The sequence below is a fragment of the Microcoleus sp. S36a_B3 genome, assembly GCF_036700745.1.
In the GTDB taxonomy this organism is placed as follows: Bacteria; Cyanobacteriota; Cyanobacteriia; order Cyanobacteriales; family Microcoleaceae; genus Microcoleus.
The window spans coordinates 415,919-435,493 of record NZ_JAUBPN010000001.1 but is presented as its reverse complement, the minus strand read 5'-3'; the positions used below and the strand labels follow the sequence as shown (position 1 = coordinate 435,493).

The window sequence follows — 19,575 nt, the reverse complement described above, 5'->3', positions numbered from 1 at the left end:
TGGTTGTTATTAGCTAATGCTTTCAGACCAACTGCCAACAACCAACTGCCAAATGCCAATGACTAATGACTAATGACTAATGACTAATGACCAATGACTACTGACTACTGACTACTGACTACTGACTACTGACTACTGACTAAGATTTTTCTAAACTCCTAGTCATTTCCCACAAGTGATTGAGGGGAAAATAAATCACCGGAGCCCAAAGACTGCTGAGAATAGCAGAACACAAAGCCACTCGCTGGTGATCGCTCCAAATTTCTACTAAACCCCGATCGCCCATAGCCAAAAATTGTAGCCCCATTACCGTTTCCGCCACCACCGCCATCGCAAACACAATTAGGGCGATCGGAATCGGATCTCTCTCAACAATATCCGCCGGAATCGACCAGGTTTTGAGCAAAACAACCGTTAAGACTCCTACAATAACTAGACTCACAGCGTGGCTAGGATGAGGAGCAGTCATCGCATCTTGAAGAAACCCCAAAACCACGCCCATGCTAGCGGCTCCCCAAACTGTACGTTTCCGCTTAATGCTCCAAGCTACCAACCAAATTAACAGCCAGTTAGGGCTAATTCCCAGCAATTCCATTCCCGGCATCCGAGCAGGCAATATTAGTAAGCACAGCAGCACAGAAGCAAATGTAACGCCAAAGTTGAGAAATTTGCGCGATCGCCCAAACATTCTAGATAAAGCCTTCATTACTGCTTTTCTCCCCCATCCGGCGTAGAAGATTCACCAGCAGCATTCTTTTGTTCAACTTCCTTAGAGTGAGGGTAAATCACCGCCCATTCCAGAGAATTCATCGGTGCAGAAAACTCAACAATAGCTTCAGGAGCCGGAGTTTTATTCATATCCACGGAAACGATTTTTCCTACCGGCAAACCAGCAGGGAACAACTGACTGAAAGAAGAAGTTGAAACCACATCCCCAGGTTTGACATTGGGAACATTATCAAAAAACTCCATCACAGCCTGATTTCCGCCTTTACCGCGCATAAAACCCATGTTGCGACTGCGAGTAATTCCCACACCCAATTGACTCGTAGGATCGCTGACTAAAAGCACCAAGCTAGTATTAGGAGTAACGCTGACAACTCGACCTACCAAACCGCCAGGGCCCATCACAGTAAAATCTGTTTTTATGCCATCATTACTGCCGCGTCCCAAAGTAATTTGCTGCCACCAGTGGTCAGCGCTGCGGCCGACAATAGGAGCGACAATTCCTTTAGGTTGTTTAGCAGAAACATAACCTAAAAGCTCTTTTAGCTTTTGATTTTGAGCTTCCGATTCTAATAGTCGCGCTTGCAATTCTTGAGTCCGCGCCGAGATGAGTTGCTCTTGTCCTGAGCCGTTGGCTTGAAAAGGACGAGACACCCAATTGTAAACTTCAAACAGTGGAGCACCTTGTGTTTGTCTAACTCCCCAAGCAGCAGTTACAGCTAAACCTAAAAGAGCTATTGGTAGACGCAGATCCCACCACCTGCGGATTGTGTTTTTTAGCATAATCTCAGTAATGTAAAATTGTTATGTCAGGATTTTAGATTTGAGATGGCAGCCCTATTTCTAAATCCAAAATCCCAAATTTGTTAACTACATATTGCGCGACGACTGCCCGCTGAAAACCCGTTCCAATTGTTTGTTTTCCAAGACCCTACCCGTGCCCAAAACCACGCAGCACAGAGGATCGGCTGCCACATGAGTGACAATTCCTGTTTCGTGACTGATCAGAGTATCTAAACCTTTCATCAGCGCCCCGCCGCCGGCCAGCATAATTCCCCTGTCAATAATATCTGCTGCTAATTCCGGGGGGGTGCGTTCCAAAGTACGCTTGACAGCTTCCACAATTACTGAAAGCGGTTCCGACATACTTTCGCGAATTTCTGGGCCTTTGATTGTCACAGTTCGCGGCAGACCGGAGAGCAAGTGCAAGCCCCGCACTTCCATAATTACGTCGTCATCCTCAGTCGTCGGATATGCAGAGCCCACTTGAATTTTAATTTCTTCAGCAGTGCGTTCGCCGATGACCAAATTGTGAACTTTTTTCATGTATTGGACGATCGACTCATTGAGTTCGTCACCCGCTACCCGCACAGACTCGCTGATCACCGTACCTTGCAAGCTCAAAACGGCAACTTCCGTCGTACCCCCGCCGATATCTATAATCATATTGCCAGTCGCCTCAGCAACAGGCAGTCCGGCCCCGATCGCCGCAGCGATAGGTTCATCAATTAAACGTACTTCTCTAGCGCCAGCCTGAGTAGCCGCTTCAATGACCGCCCGCCTCTCCACTCCGGTGACACCGCTGGGGATGCCAATAATTATCCGGGGCGAAACCAAGCTTCGGCCTTCGTGAACCCTGCGGATAAAAGTCTTGAGCATGAGTTCGGCAGTATCGAAGTCTGCGATTACCCCGTCGCGAAGCGGGCGCAGTGCTATAACGTTCCCTGGCGTGCGCCCGAGCATTTTTTTAGCATCTTCTCCGACAGCCAGCGGTATTTTTAAGTCTTGGTCGATCGCCACTACAGACGGTTCTTGCAGAACAATACCTTTGCCGGATACATAAACGAGCGTGTTAGCAGTACCGAGGTCGATACCCATATCTCTAGATAAGGAAAATCGATTGAGAAGACCCACTGATTTGTACCCCCCCCCAAACTAAAATACTAATGTGTGCAATAATGTTGTTACAAAAGTGTAACCGAGGTGGATTCTATTACGTTTTTCATTCTGAGTCTAGTCAGAAACGTACATTGTCGATCGCGAGTTGAGTGAAGACTCGCCAATCATCCACAATCAATATGTTCTGGTAAGTGGGTGTAAAATCAGGATGAAGCCCTGATTCGCGCTGTTACAAGTTAAGCTGGCAGACGATCGCGAGTCCAGGAGAGTTTAACTACACCACCAATCGAGCACATTCCCGAAAAAGTTTATGAGTCTTAATGTTGTGACTTTAGTAGGCCGCGTCGGCGGCGACCCGGACGTAAAATATTTTGAGTCGGGTACAGTTAAGTGTAATTTGACGCTGGCAGTCAATCGCCGAACCAAAAACAGCGATCAGCCAGACTGGTTCAATCTGGAAATCTGGGGTAAAACAGCTCAGATTGCTGCTGACTACGTTCGCAAAGGTTCTCTCATTGGCGTAACAGGCTCTTTGAAGTTCGATCGCTGGCAAGACCGCAATACCGGTTCAAATCGCTCGAAGCCGGTAATTAAGGTAGACCAGTTAGACTTGCTTGGTTCCAAACGGGACAATGAATCGGGTATGTCGCAAAACAACAGCGAATTCTAGTGTTTGGGGCATTTGGGAAGTAATATGTGTCAATTGGGTGGGTGCTGGTGACTTCAGAAAAGTTAGAAATTGTTCAAACTGAGTATAAAGCAGGCCAAGTAGCTTTTGAGAGCGGCCGCTACGCTCAAGCTATCCAGAGTTTAGAAACAGCTACCGGTTTGGTTGATCGCACTTCCCGGTTGGGCGGCGAGGTGCAAATGTGGCTGGTGACGGCCTACGAAGCCTCTGGCGATACAGAAAGGGCGATCGAGCTTTGCCGCAAACTCACCCGCCATCCCCGCCAAGAAACCCGCCAGCAAGCCAAGCGCTTGCTATTCATACTCGAAGCCCCCAAACTCACCATCCCTCCCGAATGGATGGTCAAAATCCCCGATTTAGCAGCTTTGGATGAAAATCAATCAATCAGTTTTCAAGCCAATCCCAAGGCTGATATCAAATACGCCAAACCCAAATTAGTTGCACCGGAACCTGTTGATTTGAGCCAGGTTAATACGAAAGATAATAGGTTTATTTGGGTGGCATTAATTGCAACAATTATAATTTTTTGCTCTTTAGTATGGCTAAGTTAGGCTAACTTCTACTTAATGCAAACAACCCTAACCCAGCCGCGCTTAGCGCATTTCAATACTTGACGATCGTTTACATAGTTCCTTTTTACAGGGCCTATCTACTTAAACGGTGAAAAAATATTAATTTCCAACCCTTAGCAAAGGGTTGCTCTTGCTGAGTGTAAAAAATTGTATCAAAATTCAGCATTTCCGATCGTCCATGACAAAATAGGCAGCAACAGTTCGATCTATCGCTCAGGGTTATTTTTTGTCCCGTAATGGCAACATTACTTGCCAAAGCTTGTTAAGGATGCCATTATTACCTGGACTTTTCAGAAAAATTTCCCTACAAATACTGCTAATTGTTCCATTTGTTGTCCAAACAGTTGGAGCAGTGGCTGTTGTTGGTTATCTTTCCTATAGAAACGGTCAAAAAGCAGTAAATGATGTAGCTACTCAGTTGCGGAATGATACTAGCGATCGCATCAAGCAAAATCTAACTTATCTGGTTGCTATTCCCTTTCAATCCTTTGAAACCTATGATGCAGCCCTGCTCCAAAACCGTATCAATCTTAATAATGGGAGAGACGTAGAGAAGTTTCTATGGGGACAACTCCCTGCCTTTCCCCTGATTGCTGCCGCAGCTTTTGTTACCCCAAATCAGGAGTTTTTTGCTGGTGAGCGGCAGGATGATGGCGCGATCGTCATCCGTACTTCGGAGGTAGAAAATAACCACACTTTGACGACCTATACCACCAGTCCTTCAGGGGAACGCCGAGAAATTATCAACGCCGGGAAACCTAACTTTGACCCCCGCAACCGCCCCTACTATAAAATTCCAGTGCAGCAAAAGCAAGCTGTTTGGGCAAAACTGTATCCTCACATTACAGGTAAATACCTATACATTGCCGCTGGCAAACCCATATATACCAAGACTGGAGCTCTCCAAGGAGTGTGGATGGCAAGCTTAAATCTGGTAATGTTTGGGGACTTTTTAAGTAAACTCAAAATTGGTAAAACTGGGCAAAGTTTTATTCTGGAACGTTCTGGAGAAATGATTGCCACCTCTACAGGGGAAAAGCCCTTTCAATATTACCCAGACAAGGTTGTCCAACTGCCAGAACAACGAATTGAACGACTCAACGTTGTCAATAGTAGCAATGCCCTCACCAAAAAAGCGAGTCAAGCTTTGCTAGAGCAGTTTCATGATTTTCAAAATATCCAAGCATCTCATCAACTGAAATTTACCGTCGCTGGTAAAAATTATTTCGTCCAAGTCGATCCTTTTCGAGATGGTAAAGGTATTGACTGGTTGGTGGTGGTGACTATTCCAGAAGCAGACTTTATGAATCAGATTCATGCTAATACTCAGACTACAATCCTGCTCTGTTTAGCAACTTTGATTTTGGCAATTTTGTTGGGTATTCTGACCGCTCGCCGGATTATCCGTCCTGTGGAGCGGATCACCACTGCTTCGGAAGCGATCGCTGGGGGCAATCTCAACCAACAAGTCGAGGTTAGTTCCATCGTTGAACTTGGCAAATTAGCCAACGTTTTTAACGGCATGACCCAACAACTGAAGGATTCTCTAGATGCCCTCCATTTGGCAAATGAAGAGTTGGAAGATAGAGTGGAGCAAAGAACTGGAGAACTGCGCCAAGAAAAAGAAAGGTCAGAACAATTACTTTTGAATATCTTACCTGCCGAAATTGCCGATCGCCTCATGCGAACTAATGAATCCCCTGCTGAACATTTTGAAGAAGCCACGATTTTGTTTGCGGATATCGTAGGTTTTACTGGGATCTCGGCTCGGATAGAGCCGATGCAATTGGTAGCAGGTTTGAACCAAATTTTCTCTGCCTTCGATCAACTCACTGAAAAGTATGGTTTAGAGAAAATTAAAACCATTGGGGATGCCTACATGGTAGTTGGTGGTTTACCCGTTTCTCGAACGGATCATGCCGAAGCGATCGCCAACATGGCGTTGGATATGCACGCCTATATGCAAGAGGTGGAGAATATTTTTGGGGAATCTCTACAAATTCGGATCGGGATTAATACGGGGCCTGTAATTGCGGGAGTAATTGGGATTAAGAAATTTATCTATGACCTCTGGGGTGATGCGGTGAATATCGCCTCAAGGATGGAATCCCACGGTAAACCGGGATACATTCAAGTCTCCGATGCGACTTATCTCAAATTACAGCATAAATACTTACTAGAGCCAAGGGGTACGATCCAGGTCAAGGGAAGAGGAGAAATGATGACCTATTGGCTTTTGGGTCGGGGGGGGATCAATATTAGCCACTAGCATTCGATAGGTGAATAACTGTTAACTTGTTCTTCCAGCCAGGGAAAAGTTTTGGCGCTATAAAATGCTTCGGAAGATGAATTCTATCAAGCGATGGATGGTTTTACGATCCGGTGTCGAGAAACCGGTTTTTTTTGCGAATCTGTCGGCTACAGCGCGTCTTCTCAGTAAAAACCAGGTTTCTAAGTCTTTGCGAGTTCTGGTCACACCCAAAATCAAACTAACCGGGTTTTTCGCAGTTTTTCGGCGGTGTATCGATATTTTGGGAAAAAACCCGGTTTCTGGCCACATCCAAAATCGCTAAAATAAAACAAAGACCAACCAGAAAGGCGATTATTGTGAGCGATTCCACCATAGAACAGATATTGAAATTGGCCTCTCAGCGAGCCTCGGCCGCTGAAGTATACTACCTGTCGAGTCAAGACACGCCGATCGAATTTGAAAACAATCGCCTCAAATCCCTGCAAACCAAAGCACTGCAAGGCGTAGCACTCCGGCTGATTTACAATGGCAAAATCGGTTTTGCCAGTTCCACAGATTTAACACGGATAGACGATTTAGTAGATGCAGCGATTCAAACAGCCGAAATCGGCGATCCCGCAGAATTTGAACTCGCCTCCAACTTCCATCTAAAAGGCCCGGAAACCACCTACACTCCGCCCACAACTGCCGAATTAGTCGAAAACGGCAAAAACCTCATCGAGCAAGTTCACGCCTACAATCCCGATATTATGGTAGATGTAGGCTTTCACGTCCGCAGCGGCCGCGTCAAAATTGCCACGACGCGAGATGTGTATGCCGAAAGAAGCAGCCAAATAGTCAGCGGGACGATCGCCGGAAATTTGGTCAAAGGAGAAGACTTTATGCAAGCATACAGTTACGATGTCGCGCGCGATCGGGCGATCGACACCAACAGCATCCTCCAATCACTCCTCGAAAAATACCGCCTCGCCGAACATCCAGCCACCATCGCCAGCGGTTCCTACCCAGTATTGTTCACCCCCAGAGCCGCCGCCAGCACATTAGGAAGTTTGTTTGATACCATCCTTTCAGGTCAAGCAGTCGTCCAAAAAGCCTCTCCCCTAGCCGACAAAATCGGCGAAACCTTATTTGATGAACGCTTCACCTTTTTTGAAGACCCTACTTTAGGCCCTTCCGCCTGTCCCTTCGACGACGAAGGTACGCCCACCACCCGCAAAGTCTTGATAGACAAAGGCACCGTCACCGGATTTTATTGGGATCGCAGGTGGGCCGCTCGCGCCGGTGTACAATCAACCGGCAACGGTTTTCGCGGTGGATTGTCGCGCCCAGGCCCAGATTTGACTAACTTCTGCATTTCCCCAGGAAACACCAGCATCCAAGACTTGATTGCTAGCATGGATGAAGGTCTAATAGTAGAGCAAGTTTTAGGTGCCGGTCAATCCAATCAGTTAGCAGGAGAATTTTCAGTCAATTTAGACTTAGGCTATAAAGTAGAAAAAGGCAAAATTGTCGGTCGCGTCAAGAATACAATGGTGGCAGGCAGCATTTTTGAAGCCTTTAAAAATTTGGCAGATTTGAGCAGCGAAGCCGAATGGGTAGGCGGTGCGGCCTATTTGCCGAGTATGCTGTTTCAACAGTTGGGTGTCGCTTCAAGGCAATAAGTTGAGTGCTCCTAGAAAAACTTTTGCCATAAAAATGTTATGACGCTTGACCCCAAAAACCCGGTTTCTGCCAAAAACCGTCGGTGAAATCGCCAATACTGTTAAGAAACCGGGTTTTTATTCCGCAGTGCGTAATATCGTTTCCCGTTGCATCGGAATGATGTTAACCGTCAACAGTCAACAGTCAACAGTCAACGCCTGAATTTACTATTCCGATCAAGAGAGGATTTGATATAAGTTGAGAGTTGTCAGAAAAAAACAGAAACTGTGTCGGCAAATTATCGCTTTGCTAAGTCATGCAAATAGGAAAAAATAGGGAAAAGGTACAATGAAAGAGCAAAATGTCAAGGATAGAACTGGGAAGAAGAAAAAGCACTTTTTCTTTCTTTTACCTTTTGTTCTTTGCCTTTTAACTCTAGTGACTGGATGTGTTCAGTACGATGTCGGAGTCAACTTTCAAAGTCAAACTCGCGGCGAAATTGTCCAGCACATTAAACTGGGGGAAAAGTTGACCAGCTTCAGCAGCGAAACAGTTGGAGATTGGTTGAACAGCGTAGAACAGCGGGTGAGGTTGCTGAACGGAAAAACTAAACGGCTTTCCGAGACAGAAGTTATGGTGACTATTCCTTTTAATAATGGAGCCGAGTTACAAAACAAGTTCAACAAATTCTACAATCCGATCGCACAAACCACCAAAAATCATCCCGTCGCAAGTAAGCTAGAAACCGATTTACCGAAGTTTGAATCTCACATGGATGTCAAGCAGAATAATTTGTTATTGGTGCTGCGAAATCGGTTGAGTTTGGAATTGGATTTGCGCTCTCTTTCCCTGCTTTCCTCAAACGGCAGTTTGCTACTGAGTCCGGGGGGGCTTTTGGAGCTAGAATTTAGCTTGAACACTCCTTGGGGCGCAGAAAGTATGGAAACTGTCGCCGGTGCGCTCGTACCCGAAATTTACCGCGAAGGAAAGCAGTTAGTTTGGAAGCTGAAACCAGGGGAAATTAACTATTTGGAGGCGACATTCTGGATTCCGAGTCCCGTAGGAATTGGGGCGTTAATTATTGCCTTATTTGTAGTGGCGGGCGTTGCTTTGAAATATCAAATATTGCCAGGACTCGGAATCGGCAAGAAACCGCAAAACCTCGGCCAAGCCTAAAGAGGATATATTTGATCGGGGCGAGTCATATCGTGTCCGGTTGATTACCATAACAAAAACGGTTCGTAGTGCGGACGACCGTCCGCTCTTAAGTTACGGACGCTGACTGATGTACTACGAACTTTATCTAGGAAAATACTTCGGACAGTCTTAGGCCCGATCCAATATCTGAAACCCATGCTGGCTATAGTGTGGACTATTTTTTCAAAGTTTAAGTTGAGCCTTAAGTTTGAAAAAAAGATTAAAAATGTGAAGGCTTGCACTGTAAAGCTTCCAGAGGCTTTAAAAAACTGTCGGAAGTATTGCTTAGGATAGAAAACTTAATAACTTAAGCACCTCCTACAGTTTTATTTCCTGCAAGTTGCGAGATAATAAGGAGGTAGATACTCTGGATTTGCATTACCAGGCTCTTCCTGGTAACGAGCCAATTTAGGATAAAAAAATCGTTTTTTTTGTTGGTAAATGTATCAGTTTAAAATCTAAAACTTGTTCGCTAGCGAAGTCAGATAAATTCCGGTTGCACTCATACATGATGTTAACAGTTAACAGTTAACAGTCAACAGTCAACAGTTAACAGTCAACAGTGAATTTACTATTCCGATGCTAACGGATTTGATATCAAAGAATCTAAAATCTAAAATCGAATGGTTGTTTCCAGAGACCAAAATGGTTTAGAAACGATTTCTGAGGGGATCGCAATTTTAATTGATTTGGCAGAACGGGGAGAAATCAATCCTTGGGACGTGCAAGTCATTGAAGTGTTCGATCGATGTTTGAGCAAACTGACAAACGCCTGCGATGCCGATAGGGGTACGGATTTCTCCGATTTGTCCCACTCGGGTCAAGCGTTTTTGTACGCTTCAATGCTGGTGCTGCTCAAAGCAGAAAGTATCGTTCTCTCTGAGCCCCCCGCAAATCCTGAATTCGACGAGGTCGCGCTAGAAGACTCAGAGCATTCGGGAGGGCGACATTTGCCGCAGCATTTGGAGCGACAATTGCGCCGTCGCGGTGTCGCTCAACTCCCACAAAAACGCCCGGTGACTCTCCCGGAACTAATCGAGCAGTTGCAGCTTATGAAAGCAGCAATGGAGCAGACAGTTGCTCCCCGCCGCCGCCCGACCTCAAAAATGCGATCGCAAGCAGCCCAGGCTATTTTTGAGCTAGCTCACCAAGAAAATCTTGTGGAAACTGCTAGCGAACTAGAACGGCTTCTGACAGGGCGCGGGTCTGAAATTGATGAGGGCTGGCTCGACTTGGAAGAACTTCTGGAACTTTGGCGCCATCACGATTTGCACTCTCCTGTTGACGCCGAGTCCCCCCTATCGACTGGGGAAGTTCACTTGCCAAATCATGACCGCGTGGGTGTTTTTTGGGCGTTGTTGTTGCTGTCGGCTCAGTCTAAAGTAGAGTTGCTTCAAGAGGAGTTTTACCAAGACCTCAAAATCCGGCCGCTGTGAACTGAAACGGCATGGTAGTCAACCTGGGAAACCAATAACTCTCCCCCTGCGTCGGTTAAGACTTTAGGCAGAACCTTGCTCGCCGACATTCTAAGGCTGAGTATGAAATGCGGACAGCCCGATTGCGAAGTTCTGGTTAATTCTCGATTCCTGATTTTTTAAATCTAGTAAATAGGGAATAAATCATTAATAGCCTGGTACGATGTCGCCTATAAACAAGTCGGGATTGTGCTGCGATCGCGATCGGTGCGATCGCAACCGCTAGCATCTAAGTGTTGAGTTGATATCAATTAATAGAGGGTTGAGGAAGTTAATAATGAAAGCGATGATTCTGGCGGCCGGTAAAGGCACTCGCGTCCGTCCCATTACTCAGACAATACCCAAACCGATGATTCCGATCCTGCAAAAGCCAGTGATGGAATTTTTGGTTGAATTGCTCCGCCAACACGGGTTCGATCAGATTATGGTCAATGTTTCTCACTTGGCCGACGTGATTGAGAACTATTTCCGAGACGGTCAAAAGTTTGGGGTACAAATTGGCTATTCTTTTGAAGGCCGGATTGAAGACGGCAAAATGATTGGAGAAGCCATCGGTTCGGCTGGCGGCATGAAACGGATTCAGGATTTTTCACCGTTTTTTGATGATACTTTTGTGGTGCTGTGCGGGGACGCTTTGATTGACTTGGACTTGACTGCTGCTGTGAAGTGGCACCGGGAAAAAGGGGCGATCGCTACTATTGTGATGAAATCTGTTCCTCGGGAACAAGTTCCTAGTTACGGAGTGGTGGTGACAGACGATTCTGGCAGAATTAAAGCTTTCCAAGAAAAACCTTCTGTAGAAGAAGCTCTGAGTACCGACATCAATACTGGGATTTATATTTTTGAACCGGAAATATTCAATTACATCCCTTCGGGTAAGGAGTACGATATCGGTTCCGAGTTATTCCCCGCGCTAGTAGAAGCAGGGGCTCCGTTTTACGGAATTAGCATGGACTTTGAGTGGGTGGATATTGGCAAAGTTCCTGACTATTGGCGGGCAATTCAGAGCGTGCTGTTGGGAGAAATTAAAAATGTTTCAATTCCGGGAATTGAAGTGCGCCCCGGCGTTTACGCTGGTTTGAATGTGGCTGTGAACTGGGATAAGGTTGATATTACCGGGCCTGTTTACATTGGCGGGATGACCATTATTGAGGATGGAGCAAAAATTGTGGGCCCGACAATGATCGGCCCAAATTGTTGGGTGTGCAGCGGGGCGACTGTGCAAAACAGTGTGATTTTTGAGTATTCCCGTTTAGGCCCAGAGGTGCGGTTGATTGACAAACTGGTGTTCGGGCGCTATTGCGTTGACAAAACCGGAGCTGCGATCGATTTGCAAGAAGCGGCGCTCGATTGGCTGATTACTGACGCTCGCCAAGTTTTGCCTACTCAACACGGAGAAGAGCGGCGGGCGATCGCAGCAATTCTCGGTAATCTTTAATAATTGGTGTAGCCTTTCGAGCGTAACATGAGGTGCTCTCGTGGGCATAGGCCTCCGTAGCCTCCGTGGGCATACCTCACCACGCGATCGAACCGCTATAGTGGGTATTTTCTAAAGGTAAGGTGCTGGTAACGAATAAAAATCGTTTGTAGTGAGGACTTTAGTCCGTAAAACGCCAACTAAAGTCCGCACTACAAACCTATCGATCGGACGCGATATGACTAATTACGACTGAAGATAGGTGTACTGGCCCAGACTTCGTTCGTAATTTTGCAGCAAAAGTTGGGCTTCAGAAAGAGTAATTTTATTTTGCTGCAAAGCTGCTTCTGTCTGACGGCGGATGCTTTCAACCAAGCTTTCTGAATCGTACTGTACGTAGCTGAGGACTTCTTTCATAGTGTCTCCTTTCACCACGTGTTCGATATGATAGCCAGAAGGCGTTAGCTGAATGTGAACTGTATTTACATCGCCGAATAAGTTGTGAAGGTTGCCCATAATTTCTTGATAAGCACCTCCCAAAAATAGCGCTAAATAGTAAGGTTCTCCCGGCTTGGGAGTATGCAGTTCTAAAACCGACTTGACATCTCGCAAATCGATAAATTGGTCTATTTTGCCGTCGCTGTCGCAGGTTATATCGGCTAAAATACCGCGCGCAGTAGGTTCTTCGTCGAGTCGGTTAAGGGGCATAATTGGGAACAATTGATTGATTGCCCAACTGTCTGGTACTGACTGGAAAACAGATAGGTTGACGTAATAAATAGACGCCATCACCTTTTCTAGGTCTTCCAAATCGTCCGAGACGTATTCTTTTTGCCGCGCGATCGCCTGTATTTTATCGCAGCAAGCCCAGTACAACTGTTCGGTTTTTGCCCGTTCCGCAATTCCCAAATAGCCTAAGTTAAATAAACTGACTGCTTCTTCCTTAAATTGGATCGCATCGTGATAGACTTCTTGGTAATTTTCGGGTGTGATTGATTGGTAAATTTCGTAGAGATTGCGCGGAATAAGATGCGCGTTTTCGTCTACTGGTTCTGGTACTTCTCTGGGGACATCGCTAGTACCGAGTACGTTAAAAACTAAAACTGATTGGTGAGATGCGATCGCCCGCCCGCTTTCGCTGATGATAATTGGTACAGGAATTTTCCGCTCGTCGCAGGCATCTTTCACTCCCGCTACTACGTCGTTTGCGTAGTTTTGCATATTGTAGTTTTTGGAAGTGTGGAAATTTGTTTTAGAGCCGTCGTAGTCAACGCCGAGCCCGCCGCCTACGTCCAAGTAGTTCATATTAGCTCCCAATTTAGCTAATTCTACATAAATGTGGCTGGCTTCTCTAATGGCATCTTTGATGACGCTAATTGAGGAAATTTGAGAGCCGATGTGGAAGTGCAGCAACTGCAAACAGTCGAGCATTCCTGCTTGTTCTAGTTCGCCGACGGCGCGGATAATTTCTGGAATTGTCAAGCCAAATTTTGCCCGATCGCCCGTGGAACCTCCCCAGCGGCCAACGCCTTTGGTAGTGAGTTTGGCTCGCACTCCCAAAACAGGTTTAATTTTTAATGCAATGCTGGCGGCAATTGCGAGTCCTACTTCCTCAATTTGCTCCAGCACAATCACAGAAGTTTGCCCCAGCCGCTGCGCCAAAATTGCGGTTTCTATGTATTCGCGGTCTTTGTAACCGTTGCAAATCAACAAAGCGCCAGGGGTTTTCAAAGTCGCCAAAGCGATCATTAATTCTGGTTTTGAGCCGGCTTCCAGTCCGAAGTGATGGGGTTGACCGAAACGCACCAAATCTTGAACTAACTGTCGGTGCTGGTTGCATTTGACTGGAAAGACGCCGCGATAGACATTTTTGTAACTGTAGCGAGCGATTGCTCTGGCAAAACAGGAATTTAAGCGATCGATCCGATCTTCCAAAATATCGGAAAATCGAATCAGCAGGGGCAAAGCTAAATTGCGCTGTTTGAGCGATTCAACCAGTTCGTACAAGTCGAGGGAACCGCCGCGATCGCCCTTGGGAGACACTGTAACGTGACCCGCGGCATTGATCGAAAAATAGGGTTCGCCCCAGCCTTGAATGCGGTATAGTTTCTCGCTATCTTCTATTGTCCAAGATTTTTGTGGCCGTTCAGCAGCCGCTACCAAAGCACCGTCTGAAGGAACCAAACTCGTGACTGTTGGCGTCTGAGTCGATAGCGACTCGGTATCGGAGGAAGCAACGGTAGCTGGGGAGCTCATCTTATTGAAAACCTCGAAATGAGTGGTCAAATAGATAGTCTATCGCAGATATCGGGTTTCCTGATGCAGTGGAAAATTCACTAGGCCGGAGCCGGCCAAACCGGCCAAACCGGGCATACCTCACCACGCGATCGAACCGCTATATTCAAGCTGTATGTAGGAATGGATGTAAACTCGCAAATCCGGTTTCCCAGTTTACGTGCGCCACGAGTGCTGTCAGGCGATCGATCGCCCGACACACTCTAACCAAAAATCACCTCCGGCGGTGCCATGTCAGCCCCCACAATCATCGCCCCGTTGTGAGACTTCTTCAAACCCGGCTGAGGCGCTTTTTCTTGGCTCTTAGGAGACGGTGCCACAGAGGCGGGCGGTTTCACCTGCGGCTCAGGTACTGCATTGGCGCCCGGTACTACAGGTTGCTGCGACAGCCAACCCACACCCCCGATCGCCCCAGCCATCAAAGCGGTGTAACCGAGGTATAAATGCACGGGACGCATTTGAAAGCCGTCGGCTGAATCCGAGTCAGAAACAGACAAATAGGTGTTAGCAATTACGAGACTCGGAGCCGGTTTGGGCAAAGCATTCGCCATCGCGGTGCCGTCTAGTCCCAAGGCATCGCCCAACCTGCGGATAAAACCTCTAACGTAAATATCCTGGGGCAGTTTTTCGATTTCCCCATTTTCGATCGACTCAATATGGTGCAGCGGGACGAGAGTTTGACTGTGGAGTTGTTGGAGGGATAGCGATCGAACTTGTCGCCCCTTCCGTAACTCTATACCCAACTCCCGCAGAGACTCTTCTCGCTGTTCAACTGCGATTGCTGCTTCTTCTTCCTTGGTGAGTTTTTTGGTCTTGTTGAGAAAACCGAACCCCGGAAAGGATTTTGCAGGGGCGATGACAGTTGCTGGTGCAGCCGACTCAAATTTAATTTCGTTTTGAGGCGCTGGTTGCTCTTGTTGTGAAGAGTGATTTTCTGTCTCGTCATCTTCAGTCTCGACCTCGGTTTGGGGCGCTTCCACAGCAGCGCTGCGCCAATAGAACACAGGATCGGGTACTGACGGCTCTAATTCTCTAACCGATAGGGCGGCGGAAGTTGCAGCAGCGAAAGTCTCTTCTACAACTTGGATTTCCGTGTTGTTTGGTTTGCCAAACCTGTCAAATGCCAGCTTGACAGCTTCTCTGCTAACGGCTCTAATTAAAATTTCCGCTGCAGATGCTGCTTCACCCAACATGGTTTGCAAGCTAGCTAGAGCGTGGCTGTAGGTGTCGCTACAGAGGAGTTCAGCTTCTATTTGACCGAGGACAGAACGAAAACTTTCTTGAGAAATTTCAATAGTTGCGTGATCTGTCACCCCAAAATAAGCCTCGGGTTTCAGTGCCATGATGTTTGTGTTGTCTTGCTAGAAGGTATCTGAATAAGTTCTTCGACAGCTTGGCATTGATTCCGGAGGGGGATCGGGGGAGAGGTTCGATCGTTCGGACTTGAGTCCGCATCAATTCGGGAGGAGGATCGGGGGAGAAGTTCGATCGTTCGGACTTGAGTCCGCATCAATTTGGGAGGGCGATCGGGGGAGAGAGAAAGAATTCCCAATTACCGATTACCGATTACAATTTTTTAGATTTTGTGGATGCGATCGAGCAACCAAAGAGTCCCGACAATTCCGACAAAGTGGGCTACCGTGGCGTGAGTATTTGCCAATACCACAAATATGTCCAAAGGCTGAATAAATCTGCTGAAATCGACGGCGGCACCGAACAAAGCTTGCGGCTGAGCTAGAGATTTGGCTAAAAGCGTGCCGCTGATGGCTTCTGCACCGATCAGCGTCAGCAGCAGTCCTGACAAATTGCCGATCAGAGTCAACTGAACTTGTTTGATGGTGTCTGCTTTTTTGGGGCGGACAGCGCCTGCGGGCGATCGCAGTTGTTTCGACAAGCGAGTGAAACCCCAAGCGCGAAATACGCTGTAACCAAGAACTGCCAGCCCGCAAATTGCAAAAAATACACCGCCACCGGTGCCGGCACTGGTTGAACGAGCAGCAGCGGTGGCGCTAGGGATGGCGAAGGGGATGGCAAAGAGCAAAATGATCGCCGCTACCACCGCTAGCACTAATTGCACCCAGAAGCAAATCCAGCCTGCTGTACGAAGGGCAAAGGCAACTCGCTGTACGGCTACAGGAGGCTTATCGGTATCTAACTGATTGGTCATATTTTCAGCGGATATAATTAAGTGGCTTGAGTTAGCAGCAGTTTTTTTTAGCGCGGACGGTTGATGGCGGTTAACCCTCTTTATAATGGAAGCAGAAATGTTTAAGATTTGTAACTGACATTCGATTTCACATTTGAACAGCGTCGATCGCAAGGTATATAAAGCAATGGCACAACTACAACCCACCGTCACTCCCAAACTCGAACAACCAAAGTTTGGCTTTAACAGCTACGCGGAACGCCTTAACGGTCGAGCTGCGATGATCGGTTTTTCCCTAACTGTAATTATCGAGTATGTCACAGGGCAGGGGTTGCTGGCCTGGTTAGGTCTCAACTAATTTTAGCAATGGCGCGGTCAGTCGATTTGAGATTTTAGATACTTCGGCTTCGCTCAGCGCAAGTTTTAGATTTTAGATTTGACTCCACAGATTCATCTGGGAGGAGGAACAAAAGTCTAAAATTTGGGGATTTACCCTGAGCTAGCGTCGGGGGCTGATAGCAGTTTTTGGGCCCCTCAGCCTCACAGTTGGTCTGGACTGTCACTCGCAAGGGTGTCACCCTGCTGACCGCGACCACTTCGGGAATTGATTAGAATATTAATTAGAACAAGCCCAGCGACTTGTCAATCGAGAAACATCGGTTTAGAAAATGCAAGAGCTAGCTTTGGGAGCGATATTTCGGGTGAAATTTTGATTTGACAGGCTTGGCAATTTAGCCTCGCTCCCGTACAATTCCCCACAGGGGAGCAGATTAATTTAGGTGAAGCTAGTCTCAGCTAGAAATCTCGATCGCACCGCCCACTCTAAGTTTTAGAGATTGTAAATAAATATAGAACAGAGTAAAACCACATGAATGCTTCATGGACGCGACTTTTGAGGTCTGCTTACCGTAAAGAGCCAATTACCAGCTTTATTGTGACGGTGGGCGTTGTCGATGCAGCGATCGGCAGCATCGGCGCTAGCGGTTCTTTGTTGGCTTTTGGGCTGGGTACTGCTGGGGTGGCGATGGCCCTCCGCTGGTGGCAAATTTACCGCTCTGGAGCCGAACAATCCGCCCCTGCTACCGAATACTACCTTCCTCCTCAGTCTTCTCGATCTCAGTTACCCACGCTCAACAGCGTGTCTAAGAAAAATCCTCCTTATTAAGTCGATCGCGCAATGGCACTCTGGAATGTGGCGATCGACTTTCTAGGGCTGAGGCCGTATCGAGATCTGACCAGAAAAGTCTTTCGATGCTCGATTTTTGAGGCTTGGTTGATGAATATTTCTGTGGCCGAGAAATTATACCAAATTGGCTCCGTAGCTGCCTGTAGCGGTTTGTCGGTGAAAACTGTTCGCTACTACGAGCAAATGGGCTTGCTGTCTCCGGCGGTAAAACGATCGCCCGCTGGTTATCGGTTGTTTGGCGAGGCAGTATTCAACAGATTGGCGTTTATTAAACGATCTAAAACTCTGGGTTTGAGCCTTCAGGAGATTAAGGATATTTTACAAGTTCGCGATCGGGGAGACTTGCCTTGCTCTGAAGCAAAACAGCGTCTAATTTTGAAGGTAGAGGAAATTTCCGGGCAAATTGCAGCTTTAGAAACTTTGAAAGGGGAGTTGCAAGGTATTCTCAACCGCTGGGAAGAGCAACCCTCGCGCGATCGGATTAGTAGCACGATTTGTCCGAACATTCAGCGGGATTGAGCAACGGCAAAAAGATACAAAAAAAGGGAAGGAATTATGGGTTTCCTTCCCTTGCTTGTTTGGTGGGTGGTTTGTTTGGTGTTTCGATCGCTTTGAGCTTTTAACTGTTTTCGCAGAGTTTGCCGTTGCTTTTTGAGCTGTCGAGCCCTGGCTGATCCGCCTTTACCTTTGGAGTTTCTGCCCTCGCTGCGGGGAGACTCCCAACTTTTTAGTCTCATGTTGTTATTTTGTTACACTACTTTTATAATACACCGCCACAATTTCAGTGTCAAGTATTTTTTAGACAGATGTTTGCTAGTATTGATCGTTAACTGATTGGACTTGCTACTTGCTATAGCGATGCTGCACAAACATAAGCAGCCGGATGCGTTATATCAAATCCGGTAGCATCGGAATGATTCAGATATGTATTCTCGGACTCTGTGTACTCTGCGTACTAATAAGGTTAAATCATTCCGATGCCAGCGGAAACGATATTATAAGCTGTTGTGCATCGCAATTGTGTATGGTGATTGAGGGGGAGAGGGGAGAAGATTTTGGATCGAGCGTCCAAATATACAATTTAAATGCACAACAGCTTAGTGCGCGTGGCACACCCTGCAATTAAAGTTGTTTGCGTGCAATTATTAATCGAAATATTCCGCCGGAATTGCAGCATCGGTAAAAATTGGCAAGGTATCCCAACTGTTTACCCATTCCGGCAATTGCGCTACTTTTTTGAGTTGAAGCGACAATTCTATTAAGGAAAATTCTAAATTATAAAAATCTTGAATAATTTCGGCTTTCAAAAAGATTTCATTTTGAGTTAAATCTGGAGCATTAGTCGCGATCGCAATGGTGTTACCCTGATCTAAATTGAATAAATAAACTTGTGCAAACACAGTTTGAATAGTTTTCACCGCCGCCGCATTAAACTTTTGCTTGTGAAACAAATTGACTACTACAACACCCGCACTTGACAAGCGAGTTTTGCAAAGTTGGTAAAATTCTTGTGTCACCAATTTATAGGGCATATAGCCGCTACCAAAACCAGCATCCACAATAATTATATCATTTTTGACGGTGGTATTTTGTCCGGCAAGATATTCGCGACCATCTTGAATGGTTACTTTTAGTTTGTCGTCTAATTTAATTCCAAAAAACTTTTGAGCAACTTCGACTACTATGGGGTCAATATCGGTACATTCGACGATCGCGTGAGGGAAGTAGTGGTGAAAATAGTTGGGAATGCTACCGCCGCCAAAGCCGATTATATATATTTTTTGGGGTGAATTTTTCCAGACTAATGCTAGCATCATTGCTCTGGCATAGGGAAAGATTAAGTTTAGTGGATTGTTGAGGTCGAGAATTGATTGAGCTACCTTGGTAGTTAAGGTTTCTGTGTCTGCTAAAAGTAGGAGTAGAAATGAATTAATTTTTTTGACTGCGATGCAGTTTTCGCCGTAATTTTTTTGAAATAGAGTGCCGTCTGGTTGTTGCAGCCAATTGATTTGTTGCCGAATAGCTGCTAATTTGCTATTTTGCCGATCGCCTAAATAATCACTCATACGATTTTAGATTTTA

17 protein-coding genes are annotated in these 19,575 nt (G+C 46.5%); 10 read left to right on the top strand and 7 right to left on the bottom strand.

Features of this window, described 5'->3' with window-relative positions; genetic code table 11:
* Nucleotides 1–139 precede the first annotated feature (139 nt).
* The 3 genes from mreD to QUA01_RS01890 form a co-directional block, all read right to left on the bottom strand.
* Entirely contained in the window at nt 140–706 is a 567-nt protein-coding gene (mreD, locus tag QUA01_RS01900; RefSeq protein ID WP_333089613.1) for a rod shape-determining protein MreD, read from the bottom strand.
* A complete protein-coding gene (gene mreC / locus QUA01_RS01895; protein WP_333089615.1) occupies nt 706–1,509 on the bottom strand; it encodes a rod shape-determining protein MreC in 804 nt (267 codons plus the stop codon). Before mreC ends, mreD begins: the two co-directional genes overlap by 1 nt.
* Nucleotides 1,510–1,596: 87 nt before the next feature.
* A complete protein-coding gene (locus tag QUA01_RS01890; protein ID WP_194009048.1) occupies nt 1,597–2,604 on the bottom strand; it encodes a rod shape-determining protein in 1,008 nt (335 codons plus the stop codon).
* A 331-nt stretch (nt 2,605–2,935) separates the two neighbouring features.
* On the opposite strand from QUA01_RS01890, the gene QUA01_RS01885 reads away from it, so the two are divergent.
* The 7 genes from QUA01_RS01885 to QUA01_RS01855 all read left to right on the top strand — a co-directional run bounded on the left by QUA01_RS01885 (nt 2,936) and on the right by QUA01_RS01855 (nt 11,887).
* Nucleotides 2,936–3,295, top strand: a complete 360-nt coding sequence (locus QUA01_RS01885) for a single-stranded DNA-binding protein (protein ID WP_333089616.1) — start codon at nt 2,936–2,938, stop codon at nt 3,293–3,295.
* Between the two features lie 47 nt (nt 3,296–3,342).
* The gene (locus QUA01_RS01880; protein WP_333089824.1) at nt 3,343–3,864 is read left to right on the top strand and encodes a tetratricopeptide repeat protein; all 522 of its coding nucleotides are present in this window, start codon (nt 3,343–3,345) and stop codon (nt 3,862–3,864) included.
* Between the two features lie 289 nt (nt 3,865–4,153).
* Complete coding sequence (locus QUA01_RS01875) at nt 4,154–6,154, top strand: adenylate/guanylate cyclase domain-containing protein (RefSeq protein WP_333089618.1); 2,001 nt, start codon at nt 4,154–4,156, stop codon at nt 6,152–6,154.
* A gap of 338 nt (nt 6,155–6,492) precedes the next feature.
* A complete protein-coding gene (locus tag QUA01_RS01870; protein WP_333089619.1) occupies nt 6,493–7,797 on the top strand; it encodes a TldD/PmbA family protein in 1,305 nt (434 codons plus the stop codon).
* A 328-nt stretch (nt 7,798–8,125) separates the two neighbouring features.
* Nucleotides 8,126–8,953, top strand: coding sequence for a DUF3153 domain-containing protein (locus QUA01_RS01865; protein WP_333089622.1), 828 nt, complete (start codon nt 8,126–8,128; stop codon nt 8,951–8,953).
* 644 nt (nt 8,954–9,597) lie between these two features.
* Nucleotides 9,598–10,410 (top strand): segregation/condensation protein A, encoded by an 813-nt coding sequence (locus QUA01_RS01860; RefSeq protein WP_333089624.1) that lies wholly within the window; start codon nt 9,598–9,600, stop codon nt 10,408–10,410.
* 316 nt (nt 10,411–10,726) lie between these two features.
* Entirely contained in the window at nt 10,727–11,887 is a 1,161-nt protein-coding gene (locus tag QUA01_RS01855; RefSeq protein WP_194009059.1) for a sugar phosphate nucleotidyltransferase, read from the top strand.
* 225 nt (nt 11,888–12,112) lie between these two features.
* On the opposite strand, the gene speA is transcribed toward QUA01_RS01855, so the two are convergent.
* The 3 genes from speA to QUA01_RS01840 all read right to left on the bottom strand — a co-directional run bounded on the left by speA (nt 12,113) and on the right by QUA01_RS01840 (nt 16,328).
* Nucleotides 12,113–14,122, bottom strand: coding sequence for a biosynthetic arginine decarboxylase (speA, locus tag QUA01_RS01850; protein WP_333089627.1), 2,010 nt, complete (start codon nt 14,120–14,122; stop codon nt 12,113–12,115).
* A gap of 242 nt (nt 14,123–14,364) precedes the next feature.
* Entirely contained in the window at nt 14,365–15,504 is a 1,140-nt protein-coding gene (locus tag QUA01_RS01845; RefSeq protein WP_333089629.1) for a helix-turn-helix domain-containing protein, read from the bottom strand.
* A gap of 233 nt (nt 15,505–15,737) precedes the next feature.
* A complete protein-coding gene (locus QUA01_RS01840) occupies nt 15,738–16,328 on the bottom strand; it encodes a DUF3611 family protein (protein WP_194070357.1) in 591 nt (196 codons plus the stop codon).
* A 166-nt stretch (nt 16,329–16,494) separates the two neighbouring features.
* Between QUA01_RS01840 and QUA01_RS01835 the strand changes: the two genes are divergently transcribed.
* From QUA01_RS01835 to QUA01_RS01825, 3 genes are all read left to right on the top strand, one after another.
* A complete protein-coding gene (locus QUA01_RS01835) occupies nt 16,495–16,665 on the top strand; it encodes a hypothetical protein (RefSeq protein ID WP_194070356.1) in 171 nt (56 codons plus the stop codon).
* A 510-nt stretch (nt 16,666–17,175) separates the two neighbouring features.
* A complete protein-coding gene (locus QUA01_RS01830; RefSeq protein WP_333089634.1) occupies nt 17,176–17,472 on the top strand; it encodes a hypothetical protein in 297 nt (98 codons plus the stop codon).
* A 12-nt stretch (nt 17,473–17,484) separates the two neighbouring features.
* Entirely contained in the window at nt 17,485–18,012 is a 528-nt protein-coding gene (locus QUA01_RS01825; protein ID WP_333089636.1) for a heavy metal-responsive transcriptional regulator, read from the top strand.
* 626 nt (nt 18,013–18,638) lie between these two features.
* On the opposite strand, the gene QUA01_RS01820 is transcribed toward QUA01_RS01825, so the two are convergent.
* On the bottom strand, nt 18,639–19,559 hold the full coding sequence (locus QUA01_RS01820; RefSeq protein ID WP_333089639.1) for a spermidine synthase: 921 nt from the start codon (nt 19,557–19,559) through the stop codon (nt 18,639–18,641).
* Between the last annotated feature and the right edge of the window lie 16 nt (nt 19,560–19,575).

What these genes read in the sequence shown, in the direction of transcription:
- QUA01_RS01860 (WP_333089624.1), top strand. Translation starts at nt 9,598, where the DNA reads ATGGTTGTTTCCAGAGACCAAAATGGTTTAGAAACGATTTCTGAGGGG.
- QUA01_RS01875 (WP_333089618.1), top strand. Translation starts at nt 4,154, where the DNA reads ATGCCATTATTACCTGGACTTTTCAGAAAAATTTCCCTACAAATACTG.
- QUA01_RS01820 (WP_333089639.1), bottom strand. Translation starts at nt 19,559, where the DNA reads ATGAGTGATTATTTAGGCGATCGGCAAAATAGCAAATTAGCAGCTATT.
- QUA01_RS01830 (WP_333089634.1), top strand. Translation starts at nt 17,176, where the DNA reads ATGAATGCTTCATGGACGCGACTTTTGAGGTCTGCTTACCGTAAAGAG.
- QUA01_RS01840 (WP_194070357.1), bottom strand. Translation starts at nt 16,328, where the DNA reads ATGACCAATCAGTTAGATACCGATAAGCCTCCTGTAGCCGTACAGCGA.
- QUA01_RS01885 (WP_333089616.1), top strand. Translation starts at nt 2,936, where the DNA reads ATGAGTCTTAATGTTGTGACTTTAGTAGGCCGCGTCGGCGGCGACCCG.
- QUA01_RS01825 (WP_333089636.1), top strand. Translation starts at nt 17,485, where the DNA reads ATGGCACTCTGGAATGTGGCGATCGACTTTCTAGGGCTGAGGCCGTAT.
- QUA01_RS01855 (WP_194009059.1), top strand. Translation starts at nt 10,727, where the DNA reads ATGAAAGCGATGATTCTGGCGGCCGGTAAAGGCACTCGCGTCCGTCCC.
- mreD (WP_333089613.1), bottom strand. Translation starts at nt 706, where the DNA reads ATGAAGGCTTTATCTAGAATGTTTGGGCGATCGCGCAAATTTCTCAAC.
- QUA01_RS01835 (WP_194070356.1), top strand. Translation starts at nt 16,495, where the DNA reads ATGGCACAACTACAACCCACCGTCACTCCCAAACTCGAACAACCAAAG.
- QUA01_RS01865 (WP_333089622.1), top strand. Translation starts at nt 8,126, where the DNA reads ATGAAAGAGCAAAATGTCAAGGATAGAACTGGGAAGAAGAAAAAGCAC.
- speA (WP_333089627.1), bottom strand. Translation starts at nt 14,122, where the DNA reads ATGAGCTCCCCAGCTACCGTTGCTTCCTCCGATACCGAGTCGCTATCG.
- QUA01_RS01845 (WP_333089629.1), bottom strand. Translation starts at nt 15,504, where the DNA reads ATGGCACTGAAACCCGAGGCTTATTTTGGGGTGACAGATCACGCAACT.
- mreC (WP_333089615.1), bottom strand. Translation starts at nt 1,509, where the DNA reads ATGCTAAAAAACACAATCCGCAGGTGGTGGGATCTGCGTCTACCAATA.
- QUA01_RS01890 (WP_194009048.1), bottom strand. Translation starts at nt 2,604, where the DNA reads ATGGGTATCGACCTCGGTACTGCTAACACGCTCGTTTATGTATCCGGC.